General features: G+C 73.2%; 15 protein-coding genes. All 15 read right to left on the bottom strand.

Annotated features, from left to right (window positions below; genetic code table 11):
* Positions 1-100: 100 nt before the first annotated feature.
* Positions 101-1,288 carry a cupin domain-containing protein gene (locus ACYVLJ_RS19900; RefSeq protein WP_460439748.1) on the bottom strand — a complete coding sequence of 396 codons (1,188 nt, stop codon included), beginning with the start codon at positions 1,286-1,288 and terminating at the stop codon, positions 101-103.
* A gap of 15 nt (positions 1,289-1,303) precedes the next feature.
* Positions 1,304-1,432: a hypothetical protein gene (locus tag ACYVLJ_RS19895; RefSeq protein ID WP_451985407.1), complete on the bottom strand. Its 129-nt coding sequence runs from the start codon at positions 1,430-1,432 to the stop codon at positions 1,304-1,306.
* Between the two features lie 62 nt (positions 1,433-1,494).
* Positions 1,495-2,511, bottom strand: a complete 1,017-nt coding sequence (locus ACYVLJ_RS19890) for a Rossmann-fold NAD(P)-binding domain-containing protein (protein ID WP_460439747.1) — start codon at positions 2,509-2,511, stop codon at positions 1,495-1,497.
* 19 nt (positions 2,512-2,530) lie between these two features.
* On the bottom strand, positions 2,531-2,974 hold the full coding sequence (locus ACYVLJ_RS19885; RefSeq protein ID WP_460439746.1) for a MerR family transcriptional regulator: 444 nt from the start codon (positions 2,972-2,974) through the stop codon (positions 2,531-2,533).
* Positions 2,975-3,036: 62 nt separating this feature from the next.
* Complete coding sequence (locus tag ACYVLJ_RS19880; protein ID WP_460439745.1) at positions 3,037-3,720, bottom strand: hypothetical protein; 684 nt, start codon at positions 3,718-3,720, stop codon at positions 3,037-3,039.
* Between the two features lie 6 nt (positions 3,721-3,726).
* Positions 3,727-4,389, bottom strand: a complete 663-nt coding sequence (locus ACYVLJ_RS19875) for a papain-like cysteine protease family protein (protein ID WP_451985415.1) — start codon at positions 4,387-4,389, stop codon at positions 3,727-3,729.
* Between the two features lie 103 nt (positions 4,390-4,492).
* Positions 4,493-4,867 carry a DUF2255 family protein gene (locus tag ACYVLJ_RS19870; RefSeq protein WP_460439744.1) on the bottom strand — a complete coding sequence of 125 codons (375 nt, stop codon included), beginning with the start codon at positions 4,865-4,867 and terminating at the stop codon, positions 4,493-4,495.
* Between the two features lie 35 nt (positions 4,868-4,902).
* Positions 4,903-6,045 (bottom strand): PrsW family intramembrane metalloprotease, encoded by a 1,143-nt coding sequence (locus tag ACYVLJ_RS19865; RefSeq protein WP_460439743.1) that lies wholly within the window; start codon positions 6,043-6,045, stop codon positions 4,903-4,905.
* A complete protein-coding gene (locus ACYVLJ_RS19860) occupies positions 6,042-6,665 on the bottom strand; it encodes a hypothetical protein (protein WP_460439742.1) in 624 nt (207 codons plus the stop codon). The genes ACYVLJ_RS19865 and ACYVLJ_RS19860 overlap by 4 nt, the downstream gene beginning before the upstream one ends.
* 20 nt (positions 6,666-6,685) lie before the next feature.
* Positions 6,686-8,476, bottom strand: a complete 1,791-nt coding sequence (locus tag ACYVLJ_RS19855) for an acyclic terpene utilization AtuA family protein (protein ID WP_460439741.1) — start codon at positions 8,474-8,476, stop codon at positions 6,686-6,688.
* Complete coding sequence (locus ACYVLJ_RS19850; RefSeq protein WP_460439740.1) at positions 8,473-9,252, bottom strand: TIGR03084 family metal-binding protein; 780 nt, start codon at positions 9,250-9,252, stop codon at positions 8,473-8,475. Before ACYVLJ_RS19850 ends, ACYVLJ_RS19855 begins: the two co-directional genes overlap by 4 nt.
* Position 9,253: 1 nt before the next feature.
* Complete coding sequence (locus ACYVLJ_RS19845; protein ID WP_460439739.1) at positions 9,254-10,003, bottom strand: enoyl-CoA hydratase/isomerase family protein; 750 nt, start codon at positions 10,001-10,003, stop codon at positions 9,254-9,256.
* Positions 10,000-11,964, bottom strand: a complete 1,965-nt coding sequence (locus ACYVLJ_RS19840; RefSeq protein ID WP_460439738.1) for an acetyl/propionyl/methylcrotonyl-CoA carboxylase subunit alpha — start codon at positions 11,962-11,964, stop codon at positions 10,000-10,002. Before ACYVLJ_RS19840 ends, ACYVLJ_RS19845 begins: the two co-directional genes overlap by 4 nt.
* A gap of 4 nt (positions 11,965-11,968) precedes the next feature.
* A complete protein-coding gene (locus tag ACYVLJ_RS19835; protein WP_451985427.1) occupies positions 11,969-13,567 on the bottom strand; it encodes an acyl-CoA carboxylase subunit beta in 1,599 nt (532 codons plus the stop codon).
* Positions 13,564-15,126: an AMP-binding protein gene (locus ACYVLJ_RS19830; RefSeq protein ID WP_460439737.1), complete on the bottom strand. Its 1,563-nt coding sequence runs from the start codon at positions 15,124-15,126 to the stop codon at positions 13,564-13,566. The genes ACYVLJ_RS19835 and ACYVLJ_RS19830 overlap by 4 nt, the downstream gene beginning before the upstream one ends.
* Between the last annotated feature and the right edge of the window lies 1 nt (position 15,127).

The following is a 15,127-nucleotide window of genomic DNA, read 5'->3' as shown; positions in this document are numbered from 1 at the left end:
CTAAGCGTACCCGAATCCGCGCGCGTTAACCCCGCCGATGTGACCGGCTTACCGCCACCCCTCATCCGAAGGAGCGATGAACGCCCACGGACCGGGCATTTCAGGCCCGAGCCACCAGCCCCTGAGTGACCAGCTCGCCCAGCAGCGCCCGCACGGTCGCCCGGTCGACGCCCGCCGCGGCGTCGGCCAGCACCTTGAACGGCTGCGGACCGCCCGTGAGCAGGGCGGCGAGGATCGGCCGCGCGGCCGCCGCGAAGACCAGGCGGTGCCCGGCCGCCACCAGGGCGACCGTGCCTTCGCCGTCGACCAGCGCCGCCCGCGGGGCGAGCAGGCGGACGTCGAAGTCGTCGTCCGGGGGCAGCAGCCCGGCCGTCGCCGCCCAGGGCAGGCCGATCCGGGTCTGGGCCGGGGCCTGGGCGTCGCGGTCGGCCAGGAACCGGTCGACGAGGTCGCCCTCGACCAGCTCGGCGAGCCGGCGACGCAGGGCCTCGGCCCGTTCGGCGCGCTCCTCGGGCGGGCCGAACCGCGGCAGGTCCTCGCGGAACAGCTCGTCGGCGCGCACCTGGTCGGCGAGCCACGCGACGAGGTCGACCCCGGTGGCGGCGTTGAACCCGATGGTCAGGTGCAGGGACTCCTCGCCGACCGCCGACACGTCGTGCCAGTGGCCGCGCGGCAGGTAGAGGACGTCGCCGTCCTCGAGCAGAAAGTCTTCGCGGGGCTCGCCTTCGGGGCGTTCGGGCAGCTCGAGGTCGCGCTGCAGCGGCGCGCGCCGCGTGACGCCGTGCAGGCGCCAGCGCTTGCGCCCGGAGAGCTGGATGATGAACGCGTCGTGGTCGTCCCAGTGCACGTCGAAGCCGTGGGTGGTGCCCCAGCCGGCGTACAGGTTGACCTGGATCCGTTCGCGCAGGTCGTGTTCGAGCCGGGTCGCCAGCTCGCCGACGCCGTCGATCATCTCGTTGACCGAGTCGACCACGAGCGTCGCGCCGGAGCGCAGGTGCTCGGCGAAGGGCGCCGGCAGCACGCGCGGCACCAGGCCGTTGCGGCGCGTCGACACCATCTCGGTGTAGGTGTGCGCGGGGACGACGTCGCCGTCGAGCGCCAGGCGCAGCCTCGGGAACTCCAGCCGGTGCTGCCGGATGACCCGGTCCAGCTCCGGCCACGGGAGCAGGGCCGCGAACCGCCCCGCCTCACCCGGGAAGCGCCGCGGCGACTTCCCCAGAACGTCGGCGAAGAACTGGCCGACCTCGAGGGGTGCCACGAGGTCGGCCAGTCCGGGAATCTCCGTCACGGAGCGGGGCGACGACTAGTCGTTGCCGTCGTTGTCCGCGACCGCGCCGTTCGCCTTGCCCCGGTCGACGGGGGCCGGCAGCGCTTCGACGCTGAGCAGCAGGCCGCTGGCCGTAGTGCCGGCTTCGGTGTGTTCTTGACCCATCCGGACCTCACTTGTGTCGGCTACTGGGCCACCCACGCTACGTGAGACCGCGACGAAGGTCATCAGGCATTGGAGTAGTTCTGGCCGGCCAGGTGACCGGCGGCCAAGAGGCTGCGGGCGGTGTCGGCGATGGTGTCTTCGACCGGGCGCGGCCGCCAGCCGAGCACGGTCCGCGCCTTGTCGGCGCGGATCACCGGCACCCGGCCCAGGCGGGCCGCCGCGTCCCGCAAGGCGGGGTCGGTCTCGGCGGCGGCCCGCACCTCCTCCGCGGTCAGCTCCCGGGTGGGCAGCCCGCTCCCGCCGACCCGCTCGGCCAGGATCCGGGCCAGGCCGAGGAAGCTGATCGACTCGCCGGCCGCGGCGAGAAACCGCTCCCCCGCGGCCCGGGGGTGGGTCATCGCCCGGACGTGCAGGTCGGCGACGTCCCGGACGTCGGCCACCCCGAAGTACACCGGCGGCACCGCGGGCATCGCGCCGTCGAGCATCGCCCGCACCAGCCCGACCGACGAGGACAGCCGCCCGCCCAGGACCGGGCCGAAGATGCCGGCCGGGTTGAGCACCGCCAGCTCGGGGCCGCCCGCCGAGCGCACCTGGTCCCACGCGGCGCGTTCGGCGATGACCTTCGACCGGACGTAGGCGGTGTTGGGGTCGTCGACGTCGGTCCAGTCGGCTTCGGTGTACTCCTCGCGCGGCGTGGCGCTGTAGCCGACCGCGGCGAACGACGACGTCAGCACGACCCGCCGGACCCCGGCTTCGCGTGCCGCGGCCAGCACGCGGACGGCGCCGTCGCGGGCCGGGCGGATCACCTCGTCGTCGGTCTCGGGCGAAGTGGGCGGGAACGGGGAGGCGACGTGGAGCACGTAGTCCACGCCTTCGGTCGCGGCGGCCCAGCCGTCGTCGGCGCCGAGGTCCGCGACCACCACTTCGAGGTCGCCGGGACCGGCGGCGGCACGGACGTCGGCCGCGCGGGCGGGATCGCGCACGGTGGTGCGGACGCGGTGGCCGTCGGCCAGCAGCCGCGCGACGGTGTGGCCACCCAGGTAGCCGGTGCCCCCGGTGACCAGGACGAGCGAAGTCATTTCAGTCCTTTGTGGATCGTCAGAATCGGTCGACGACGGCCAGGAGCCGCGGGACGAGCCGCTGCGCCGCGTCGGCGTCGCCGCGGTCCCGGGCGGCCCAGAGCCGGGCCTTCAGCCGCAGGTACTCCAGCCGCAGCCGCAGCCGCTCGATTTCGGCCTCGAGCCGGTCGGCGTGCCGGTCGAACAGCGCACGCTGCCCGGCCGCGTCCCCGCGGGCCAGCAGGTCCAGGTAGCGCCGCAGGTCCTCGACCCGCAGCCCGGCCGAGCGCAGGCAGCCGAGCGCATCGAGGACGTCCATCGCCGCGGCGTCGTACCGCCGGTGCCCGCTGCTCGGATCACGCGGCACCGGGCCGACGAGCCCGATCTGCTCGTAGTAGCGCAGGGTCGGCTCACTCAGCCCGCTGCGCCGCGACGCCTCGAGGATCGTCAGCCACACCTGCTCGCCCGCAACTCCTGCCGCCATGACGACAGCATGCAGAACTTCAAGCACTTGAAGTCAAGAGGACGACCCTCCCGAAGGGGTGATCACGGACGCCGGCGCCTGACGAAGACCACCACACCCGCGAGCACCGGCACCACACCGAGCAGCCACCACGGCCGAGGTGCCGACGGTGCCGGTGGCGGACCGGCGAGCTGGGGTTGCTTGTCCGCGTACCGGTCGTGAACCTGGCGCTGGTACTCGCTGAGCGGCACCAGGGCACCCACCGGGTTCTGCGGCAGGCTCGCCCGCAGCAGCCGGACGCCGTCGGGGCCCAGCTCGTACCAGCCGTTGATCTGGGGCTCGTTCAGCAGGACCGTGCCCGGGTGCAGGCCGGCCGCCAGGCGGGCTTCGTCGTCACCGGAGAGGGCGCTGCCGACGTGCCAGCCCGACTCCGGGTGGCCCGGGACGGCCGGGGTCGCCTGGAGGGTCGTCGTGCGGCCGTCGGCCGTGCGGGTCACCACCGCGACGTACGCCAGGACCGCCGCCGGTGCCGGCGTCTCGCCGCGGACGAATGCCGGGTCGAGGGTGTACGCCGGGATTCCCGTGTCGGCCACGGAAATCCCGGCGGGCTCGGGCTGACCAGGCCGGCGCAGGTTCGTCCGGGCGTAGCCGACCGCCTCGGGCGTGTGGGCGGCCGCGACCGCCGCCGAGAGCTGGCTCGCCGTCGGGGGGACCCACGCCGGGCCGAGCAGCAGCGCGGCCAGGACGGACACCACGAACCTGGTCATCCCACGTCACCGCCCGGCGATGCCGACGACGGTGTCGCCCCACGTGAACTCGCTGTTCCGCAGGTAGTCGTTGTAGGACTGGGTGCGGTAGCGCTGGTACGTCGGCCACGGGTCGCCGACGTTCATCGACTGGTTGGCCGCGTCGTAGCCGTAGATCACCTCGGCGTGCCCGCCGCCGGCGGTCCAGTAGATGCCCGTCAGCGCCGGGTTGCCGGCGTCGATCTGCTGGCGGATCGTCGCGAACGACACCGCGCCGCCGGCGCTCTGGCCGGAGAAACCGGTGCCGTGGAAGCCGTTGACGATTTCGTCGATCTGCGCCGCCTCGTTCGGGCAGTAGCCGGGGCTGGTGCCCTTTCCGGCCGCGCAGAACTCTTCCTGCGACGTCGACGCGCCGTGGAACTGTTCGATGCTCGCGCCGTCGGCGGCCCAGCACCATTCGTCGTTCTGCTGGACCTGCTGGCTGTAGTCGAGGCTGACCGCGGCGGTCGCGGCCTGGGCCGCCGCGCCGAGCTTGAAGTGGCTGTTGTCGGCCAGCGGGTGGGTCAGGACCAGGCCGTTCGGCACCGGCGCCGGGGTCGCCGCGGCGGCCTGCGGGGCGAGGGCGAGCGTGGCCGCGGCGCCGCACGCCAGCAGCAGTCCCAACCGTTTTCTGTCGAGTGCGATCACCATGGATTTCTCCTTCACGACGGGGAATGGGAATCCACACTCTGCGCCGGAAGGGAAATCTCCAACAACCTACGAACGGCGGCGAAGGCCGGTGTTATGGCAGATGCTATGGCCGGATCAGCCGCAGGGTCGACGCGGACGCCGACGCGTTCACCATCTTTTCGACGGTCGCGGCACCGAAGTGCCCGTATTTGCCGCGATAGGCGGCGTCGACGGCCTCCCGCGACGCTGCGCCGACGTCCTCGACCGCGACCTCGGCATCCAGCCCTTCGACGCGGACCCGGGCCCGGCGGCTGCGCAGCACCTGGCCGAACCAGCCGCTGTCGCGCCGGAACCAGGTCCGGACGTACACGTGCGGACCGACGCGCACGACCCAGACCGGCACCGCCTGCCGCAGCGAGCCGTCACCTCGCCGGGCGGCGATCTCCAGCTCCAAGGCCGTTTCGAACCGGTCGAGCTCGGTCGGGGACCACGGGGTCACTGCTCCTCCTCGGGTGTCCCGAGGACCGTAAAACCTCAACCATGGTCGAGGTCAAGCCGGGCGACCTCGGCGCGGGCGTGCGCGACCCTGGCGGTTTCCCGGCCACCCGCGCGGGCGATTTCCCGGGCGAGGTCGCCCGCCGCCTCGATGCGGTGGCGGGCCCTCCGCCGGCTGTGCACGTGCTTGCGGTAGGTCTTGCGGTCCCTGCGCAGGCCGCTGACCGCGTCGAGCAGCGCCGGGGCGACCACGCCCGCGTCGACCTCCGGGCCGAGCAAGGCGCGCATCCAGACCCGCTCGCGGCGGGCGGCACGCCGGAGCACGGCGAACAACGCGACCAGCTCGACCGCCGCGATCGCGAACGGCAGCACGGCGGTCCACGCGCCGTCGCCGCCGAGGCCGGCCATGTCGTCCCAGGCGAAGTGGAAGACCATCGCCATCGCCATGGTCAGCACGCCGGGCACGACCTGGCGCTCGCCGCGCGTGCGGCCCAGCACCCACATCAGCCCGGTGCAGAAGATTGCGCTGAACAGCGCGTGCGAGACGATCCCGGACGCGCCGCGCACGAGGAACACCTGCAGCGACGTGCCGAGCTGGTCGGCGCCGAACGTCTGGGCCGCGCCGTTGTAGACGTAGAGGACGTCCTCGAACACCTGGAAGCCGAGGCCGATGAACGCGCCGATGATGAAGCCGTCGTAGGCGCTGCGGACCAGCCGGGGCGCGAGCCCGATCAGCAGTACGAGCCCGAGCGCCTTGCTCCACTCTTCGTTGACCGGAGCGGTGAGCCCGGCGGCCCAGTCGTCGGCGAAGGCGGTGCCGCCGACCTTCGTCCAGATCTCCAGCAGGGCGGTGTTCGCCGGGAGCGCGATCCAGAACGCGGCCGCGATGCCGCCCCAGGCGAAACCCGCCGCCAGCAGCCCGCCCGGCTGGGCGGTGTAGCGGTTCTGGTGGCGCAGCACCAGCAACCACGGCACGAGGTAGCTCCCGAACAGCAGCACGCCGCCGGCCAGCGCCGGGGCGTAGAAGCCGCTGGTGCCGAAGTACCGCACGATCGACAGCGCGCCCCCGCCGATCCCGAGGAGGTAGACCCAGAAGGCGAGGTTGTGCGGCTGGAAGAACCGGAACGGCAGGCCCCAGCCCGACTCCTCGATCGCGGCCAGCTGGGCCGCCTTGCCGGTCACCGGCCCGCTCCGGGGGCGATGCTGCGCAGCAGGGCCGTGACGTCGTCGCGGTAGCGCTCGAACTGGTCCGGCGCGGTGCGCACCCGGACCAGCAACGCGGGCGCGGTGTCGGCCTGCGGGACCTTGAACGCGACGTCGAGCGCGTCCCCGCCCGGCCCGGTCCCGGCCTGCCCGACCCCGACCAGCCCGGCGTCGGTCTTCACCGTGCCGCGTGCCGCCTCGATCCCCGGGGTGCCGCCCTCCGAGCGTTCGACCTGGTCGAGGAAGGCTTCGGCCGACCCGGTGTAGGGCGCGCCGCGCAGCGCGATCGTCGCGCCGCCGGTGGCCAGCAGGATCTGCAGGGACGTCGGGTTCACCGCGGCGGCGCCGACGAGCGTGCCGCTTTCGAGCTGCCAGCCCACCGGCGGGACGGCCGTCGCGCCGTCGCCGAGGTCCAGCACGTCCCCGGCGCGGATCTCGGTGCGCCACGGGATCGCCGCGTCGAGCGCGGGCAGTCCGTAGCTCAGCAGCAGCGCGATGCCGAGCACGATCAGGGCCGGGGCGAACGTCCGGCGGTCCAGGCCGAGGAAGCGGTGCTCGACCGGCACCCATCCCCGCGGTGGCTCCAGCTCGTCCGGCATCTTGAGGACTGTAAGGGCGCTCAGCCGCTCTCCGCACTTTCTGCGCCCGCGTTCAGCCACCCGGGCGTCAGCAAGCGCTCCGGGACGTCGACCACCCGGCTGCGGAGGAACTCGCCGAGCCCCTTGGCCTGCGGGTCGGGCCGGGTCGCCGAAGCCACGCCTTCGCCCAGCAGGCCGACCACCACGAAGTTGAGCGCACGCAGGTTGGGCAGCTCGAACCGGCGGATCTCGAGCGTTGCCGCTTCCGGCAGCAGCTCCCGCAGCCGGGCCTCGTCCAGGTAGCCGCGCAGCCACGCGTATTCCGCGTCCGTGCCGGTCCAGAACCCGATGTTCGCGTTGCCGCCCTTGTCCCCCGAGCGGGCTCCTGCCACTTCGCCCAGCGGCGCCCGCCGGGTCGGTCCGGAGCCGGCGTCCGGTGCCCGGGTGGGCGCGGGACAAGCAGGCGGCGGCCCGGCGGGCGGGTGCGGGATCACCCGGCGGGTCCCGTCCGGCAGGGTGACGCGGTGCTCGACCTCGGCCGCCGGGACCAGGGTCGGCCAGTAGACGCCGAACGCGCTCTCCGCCGACGGGGGCGTCGTCGTGTGGAAGCCCGGGTAGCCGCCCAGGGCCAGCTCCATGGTCGTGTTCGAGAAGCGGCGGCCGACCTTGGCCCGGTCCGGGTCCTTCACCGTGATCCGCAGGTGCGCGGTCGCTTCGGCGTTCACCGGCGCGTCGGGGTGGTCGAACCGCAGCAGCTCGACGACGACCTCGGCGTACTCCTCGCCCAGCAGCTCGAACAGCTGCTGCTCGGCCCACGCCGCCTTCTCCTCGATGCGGGTGCCGGTGAGCACCAGCGTCATCGTGTTGCGGTAGCCGCCGTCGTGGTTGAGGGCCACCTTGAGCCGGTCGCCCGGCGCACTCCCCCGGGTGCCGCTGATCCGCACGCGGTCGGGGCCGTCCTGGTCGAGGCGCAGGGTGTCGAAGTGCGCGATCGCGTCCGGGCCCGCGTACGCCGGTTCGGCGATCTCGTACAGCAGCTGCGCGGTGACCGTGCCGGGCGAGACCAGGCCGCCGGTGTCCGCGTGCTTCGTGATGACGCACGCGCCGTCCGCCTCGACCTCGGCGATCGGGAAGCCCGGGTACCGGCGATCGGTGACCTCCTCGAAGAACGCGTAGTTGCCGCCGGTGGCCTGCGGCCCGCACTCGATCACGTGCCCCGCCGCCATCGCGCCGGCCAGCGCGTCGAAGTCCGTGGGCGTCCAGCCGTGCCACCACGCCGCCGGGCCGACGACCAGCGACGCGTCGGTCACCCGGCCGGTCACGACGACGTCGGCGTCTTCCGCCAGGGCCGCGGCGATGCCCCAGCCGCCGAGATAAGCGTTGGCGGTCAACGGTTTCACCCCGGCGTCGGCGAGCGCGCGGCCGGTGTCGAGGTGGGTCAGGGAATGCCCCGCGGCCTGCAGCTCGGGCAGGCGCTCGACGATGTCGTCGCCGTCGACGCAGGCGATTCGCGGGTGGAGGCCCAGCCGCCGGGCCAGCGCGGTGATCTCGGCCGCCAGACCGGGCGGGTTCAGGCCGCCGGCGTTGGCGACGATCCGGATGCCGCGGTCCAGGCAGGTGCCGAGCACGTGCTCGACCTGGGTCAGGAACGTCTTCGCGTAACCGAGCGCGGGGTCCTTCCGCCGGGCCTTCCACAGGATCAGCATGGTCAGCTCGGCGAGGTAGTCGCCGGTGAGGACGTCGATCGGGCCGCCCTCGACCATTTCGCGGGCGGCCGCGAGCCGGTCGCCGTAGAAGCCGGAGCAGTTCGCGATCCGGACCGGGCGGCTCATTGGGGTCCCCGCCCCGGCGCCCCGGCGAAGGCCTGCGCGATGCCGAGCCACTCCCGGGCGACGGGCCCCCGGACGACCAGGCCGGTCTCGTCGACGTGACGGCGTTGGGTGACGGTCAGGCAGAAGTCCAGGGCCGGGCCTTCGACGCGCTCTTCGGCGTCTTCGGAACCCCACGTCCACCGCGCGCCCGAGGGCGCGGTCAGCTCGACCCGGATCGGCGTGGCAGGCGCGGGACGGCCGTGCAGCCCGAAGCTGAACGCCGTCGTGGCCACGCCGAGGTGGGCGATGTGCCGCAGCCGGTCGGTCGGCGGCCGGACGACGCCCACGGTGTCGGCGATGTCCTGGCCGTGCGCCCAGGTCTCCATGATCCGCGCGGTCACCGACGACGCCACGCTCATGTCCGGCCCGTACCACGGCAGCCGGGCCCGCGGGTCGCGGCCGCGGAACGCCGTCACGAGCCCCGCCCGCGCCCGGGCGAACCACGCCCGGGTTTCCGCGGCGGTCAGGCGCGCGTTCGCCGCCGCGACGCGGTCGGGGAAGTCCATCCCGTCGGACATGAGCGCCGCCGCCTCGCGGCGGAAGGTCCCGGGATCGGTGAGCGCGTGGGTGGCGGCCTCGTCGAAGAACGCCAGGTGGGTGACCTGGTCGCGGATGTCCCAGCCGGCCGCGGGGGTGGGCCGGGCGATCCCGGCGTCGTCGAGCGGCGCGATCATCGCCGCCACGTCGGCGGTCTCCGCGAGCAGGTCGTCGAGCAGGCTGTCGAGCGAGACGGGCATCTCAGCGTCCTTCCCAGACCGGCGGGCGCTTCTCCCGGAACGCCGCCGGGCCCTCCTGGGCGTCGCGGGAGCGGTACACGGGCGCCCAGATCTCTTCGGCGCGGTCAAAGACGCCGGGACAGGACAGGTAGGCCGTGCGCTTGGCCGCCCGGACGGACAGCGGCGCGTTGGCGGCGATCCGCTCGGCGAGCTGCTGTGCCCGGTCCCGCAGCCGCGCGAGCGGGACGACGTCGTTGACCAGTCCCACCTCCCGGGCGCGCCGGGCGTCGAGCGGGTCGCCGGTGAGCAGGATTTCCAGGGCGACGCGTGGCGGGACGAGCCACGACAGCGGGGCCGCCCACGGCGCGCCGCGGCCGACCTTCACCTCGGTCACGGCGAACCGGGCGTGCTCGGCGGCCACCACCAGGTCGCACTGCTGGGCCAGCAGGAACCCGCCCGCGTACGCGACGCCGTTGACGGCGGCGATCGTCGGCTTCGGCACGTCGATGTTCCGGCCGAACTGCGGCAGGAAGTCCGGCGGCGGGATCTCCAGCGCGGTTTCGGCCATCTCCTTGAGGTCGCCGCCCGCGCAGAAGGCCTTGTCGCCGGTGCCGGTCAGCACGAGGACAGCGGCGGAGTCGTCGGCGACGAACCGGCGCGTGCCGTCCCACAGGCCGGCTCTGACCTCTTCGGACAGGGCGTTGCGGGCTTCGGGCCGGTCGATGGTCAGCCAGGCGACGCCATCGCGGACGTCGTAGCGGACGGGGCTCATGCGGGCTCCTCGACGACCGCGAGGACCTGGCCGGTGTCGACCTGGTCGCCCTGGGCGACGCGCAGCTCGGCGAGCACGCCGTCGATCGGGGCGGTGACCGTGTGCTCCATCTTCATCGCCTCCAGCACGACGAGCGGTTGCCCGGCGGTGACCGCGCTCCCGGCTTCGGCCAGCACGCGGACGACCGCGCCGGGCATGGCCGCGAGCAGCGATCCCGCGGCCTTCGCGGCGTCCGGGTCGGCGAACCGCGGGATTTCGGCCAGGGTCACCGAGCCGTCCGGACCATCCACATAGGACACACCGTCGCGCGTGTGGACGGTGTAGATGCGGGCGATGCCGTCGATCTCCAGCTCGACGACGTCGGGCGACGCGGACACCAGCCGCACGCGTCCGCCGAGCGGCGTGCCGTTGACCGTGAGCCGCAGCCCGGACCGGCGGAGCGTGTACGCGACGTCCAGAGTCTCGCCGCCGCACGTGTACCCGGCTCGCTGGGGCAGCCCGCCGACGTTGCGCCAGCCGGAGGGCATCACGGGCACGACTCGCGCCCGCTGCCGGTTGCCGGCCTGCCGGGCCAGCGCCGCCGCGGCGGCGTGGCGCGCTCCCCCGCCCGCCGGGGCGCCCAGTTCGGCGGGGTCGTGCCGGTCGAGGTAGCCGGTATCGGTGCGGCCGGCCAGGAACTCGGCCTCGCCGAGGATCCCGGCGAGCAGGTCCCGGTTGGTCGTGACGCCGTGGAGTTCGGCGTGGCGCAACGCGCGGGCGAGCGTCCGCGCGGCTTCGCGGCGGGTGCGCCCGTGCGCGATCACCTTGGCCAGCATCGGGTCGTAGTGCGGCCCGACGACCGAGCCGTCGACGACCCCGGAGTCGACGCGGACGCCCCGCAGCGCCGGGACGCGGAACCGGTGCAGGGTCCCGGTGGCGGGCAGGAACCCGGCCGGGACGTCCTCGGCGTAGAGCCGGACTTCGATGGCGTGGCCGTCGATCCGGGCCCCGGTGACCTCGGGCGGCAGCGGCTCGCCCTCGGCGACGCGCAGCTGCTGCTCGACCAGGTCCAGGCCGGTGACGAGCTCGGTGACCGGGTGCTCGACCTGCAGCCGCGTGTTGACCTCCAGGAAGAAGAACCGGCCGTCGCGGTCGAGCACGAACTCGACGGTGCCGGCGCCGGTGTACCCGATGGCTTTCCCGGCGGCGACCGCGGCGGCGCCGAGTTCGGCCCGCAGCTCGTCGTCCACGGCCGGGGACGGGCACTCCTCGACGATCTTCTGGTACCGCCGCTGGATCGAGCATTCGCGCTCGAAGAGGTGGACCACTTCGCCGTGGGTGTCGCCGAGGATCTGCACCTCGACGTGCCGGGGGTCGACGACGAACCGTTCCAGGAACACCGTCCCGTCGCCGAACGCGGACGCCGCCTCGCGACGGGCGCCTTCGACCGCGTCGCGCAGGCCGGCCGCGTCGTGGACCACGCGCATGCCGCGGCCCCCGCCGCCGAACGCGGCCTTGACCAGGACCGGAAAGCCGATCCCGGCGGCCACCGCGGCCAGGTCGGTGTCGTCGGTGACCGTGGCGCCGGGCAGCACCGGGACGCCCGCCGCCGCCATCAGCGCCTTGGCCTCGATCTTCGAGCCCATCGAGGCGATGGCCTCGGGCGACGGCCCGACGAACGTCAGCCCGGCGTCGGCGCACGCACGGGCGAACCCGGCGTTCTCCGACAGGAAACCGTACCCGGGGTGGACGGCGTCCGCGCCGGTCGCCAGCGCGGCCGCGACAACGAGGTCACCACGCAGGTAGGTGTCGGCGGGCGCGGCTCCCGGCAGCCGGACGGCCTCGTCGGCGAGCCGGGTGAACGGCGCTCCGGCGTCGGCGTCCGAATACACCGCGACCGTCGAGACGCCGAGGTCGTGCGCGGTGCGCATGACCCGGGCGGCGATCTCCCCGCGGTTGGCGACGAGCAGTTTCGCGATCATCGGCTCACATCCGGAAGACGCCGAAGCCGCGGCGGCCTTCGACGCGGTTCGAGTGGACGGCGGACAACGACATCCCGAGCACGTCCCGGGTGTCGCGCGGGTCGACGATGCCGTCGTCGTAGAGCCGGGCGGTGACGGCGAAGGCGTGGGACTCCGTGTCGATCTGGGCTTCGATCGCCGCCGTGCGGGCCCGGTCGGCGTCTTCGTCGAACGGCTTCCCCTGCGACGCGGCCGAAGCGCGGCCGACGATCGACAGCACGCCGGCGAGCTGGGTCGCCCCCATCACCGCGAGCTTCGCGCCCGGCCAGGCGAACATCAGCCGCGGGTCGTAGGCGCGCCCGGACATGCCGTAGTTGCCGGCGCCGAACGAGGACGCCAGGTTGACCGTCAGGTGCGGGACCGTGCTGTTGGTGACGGCGTTGATCATCTTGGCGCCGTCCTTGATGATGCCGCCCTGCTCGTACTGCGTGCCGACCATGTAGCCGGTCGTGTTCTGCAGGAAGACCAGCGGGACGTCGGTCTGGTTGGCGAGCAGGATGAACTCGCTGGCCTTCTTGGCTTCTTCGCTGAAGAGCACGCCGCGGTGGTTGGCCAGCACCCCGACGGGATAGCCGTGGATGCTCGCCCAGCCGGTGACGAGCGACGTGCCGTAGAGCGGCTTGTACTCGTCGAAGTCCGAGCCGTCGACGGTCCGGGCGAGGATTTCGCGCGGGTCGAACGGGACCTTCGGGTCGGGCGGCACGATCCCGAGGATCTCCTCGGGGTCGTACTTCGGCGGTTCCGGCGTCCGGCTGGGCGCGGGGCCGAGCTTGCGCCAGTTGATCCGCGCCAGCACGCGGCGGCCGAGCCGGATCGCGTCCCGCTCGTCGACCGCGAAGTAGTCGGAGAGCCCGGACACCCGGGAGTGCATCTCGGCGCCGCCGAGCGACTCGTCGTCGGCCTCCTCGCCGGTGGCCATCTTGACCAGCGGCGGCCCGCCGAGGAACACCTTGGCCTGGCGGTCGACCAGCACCGCGTAGTCGCACATGCCGGGCACGTACGCGCCGCCCGCGGTCGAGTTGCCGAACACGATGGCCAGCGTCGGGATGCCGAGTGACGACAACTCGGTCAGCTCGTGGAAGATCCGCCCGGCGGGCACGAACAGGTCCGCCTGGGTCGGCAGGTCCGCCCCGCCCGACTCGACGAGGTTGACCACCGGCAGCCGGTTGACGCGGGCGATCTCCAGCGCCCGCAACGTCTTCCGCAGCGAGTACGGGTTCATCGCCCCGCCGCGCACCGTCGGGTCGTGGCCGATGACCACGCACTCCACATCGGACACCACGCCGATGCCGGTGACGACCGAGGCGCCGACGGTGAAGTCGGTGCCCCACGCGGCGAGCGCGGACAGCTCCAGGAACGGGCTGTCCGGGTCCAGCAGCAGCTCGATCCGTTCCCGCACCGGCAGCTTCCCGCGGTCCCGGTGGCGCCGGACGTACCGTTCCCCGCCGCCCGCGACGGCGAGATCCAGCTGTTCTTCCAGTCTCGCCAGCAGCTCCAGCTGCGTCCTGCGGTTGGCCGCGTACGCCTCGGCGGAGACGTCCAGCTGTGACTTCAGCACCGTCATGCGGTTCCCCCGTAGTGGCCCGCGTGCCGCTCGCGGACGACGTTCTTCCGGATCTTCCCGGTGGACGTGCGCGGCAGCTCGTCGACGACGATGACGGCCTTGGGCACCTTGTAGCCGTCGAGCCGGTCCTTGAGCCGCGTGCGCAGGTCCTCGGCGTCGATGGCGGTGCCGGGCTTGGGCACCACGACCGCCGTGATGGCTTCGCTCCACCGCTCGTGCGGCAGCCCGACGACCACGACCTCGGCGACGTCCGGTTCGGTGTCGTAGACGGCCCGCTCGACCTCGATCGACGCGACGTTCTCGCCACCGGTCTTGATGACGTCCTTGGAGCGGTCGGCGAACCACAGCACGCCGTCCGGGCCGAACCGGCCGACGTCGCCGGAGTGGAACCACCCGTGCCGGAAGGCTTCGGCGGTCGCTTCGGGGTTGTGCAGGTACTCCTGCATCGCCGACGGCGCCCGGTAGACGATCTCGCCCTGGTCACCGCGCGGCAGCAGCTTCCCGTCGGGGTCCATGATCCCGACCTGGACGCCGGTGAGCGGCGTTCCGACCGCACCGACGTGCGAAAGCTGGTGCTCGGGCCGGAACAACGTCGTGATCGGGCTCATCTCCGTCTGCCCGAACAACAACGCGAAGTCGCAGCCGAAACCGTCGAGGCACGCCTTGATCTGCGCCTCGGGCATCGGGGCCATCGCGTAGACCGCGCGGCGCAGCGACGAAAGGTCGCGCTCGGCGAAGGACGCGTGGTCGAGCGCCGCGCGGTACATCATCGGGAGCCCGAAGACCTGCGTGATGCGCTCGCGTTCGATCGTGTCGAGGAAGCGGGCCGGATCGAAGCCGCGGTGCACGAAGATCGTCGCGCCGACGACGATCGCGGGCGTGCAGAAGGCGTTCAGCTGCGCGGTGTGGAACATCGGCATCATCGCGATGAACCGGTCGCCGGCGTGCCAGCCCGAGTCCAGCGCGGCCGACATCGACTCGAGGTGGATCGCCAGGTGCGTGCCGACGACGCCCTTCGGCGCCGAAGTCGTCCCCGAAGTGTACAGATAGGACAGTGGCGCGCGGTCGGCGACGACGACTTCCGGCGTCGTGCTGTCGGCGCTCAGGACGTCGTCGAGCGAAGTCCGGTCCGGGGGCACGTCACCGGTGCCGGGTGCGACGATCACCTCGACGCCCGCCGGAACGGCCGGGGCGGTCACGTCGACGAGCTGGCTCTCCACCACGATCCCGCGGGCCCGCGAGTGGTCGAGGACGTAGGCGACTTCGTCGGCGCGCCAGCCGAGGTTGACGGGCACGCAGACCACGCCGACCTTCGCGCAGGCGTAGTACACGGCAAGGAATTCCGCGCTGTTGGCCGAGGCGAGGGCGAGGACGTCGCCGGTGGCGTAGCCGCGGTCGAGCAGGCCGTGGGCGAGGCGGTTCACCCAGGCGTCGAACTCGCCGTAGGTCCAGCGGCGCTCGCCGTCGACGATCGCGAGCTGCTCGGGCCGGGCGAACGCGACGCGGGTCAGCGCGTCCCCGACGTTGACCCGGTGGACGAGGTTGTAGGGATCCGTCATC

This window comes from Amycolatopsis stemonae, from assembly GCF_054781455.1.
The sequence above is the reverse complement of the archived record's forward strand: the minus strand, read 5'-3'. Positions and strand labels throughout refer to the sequence as shown.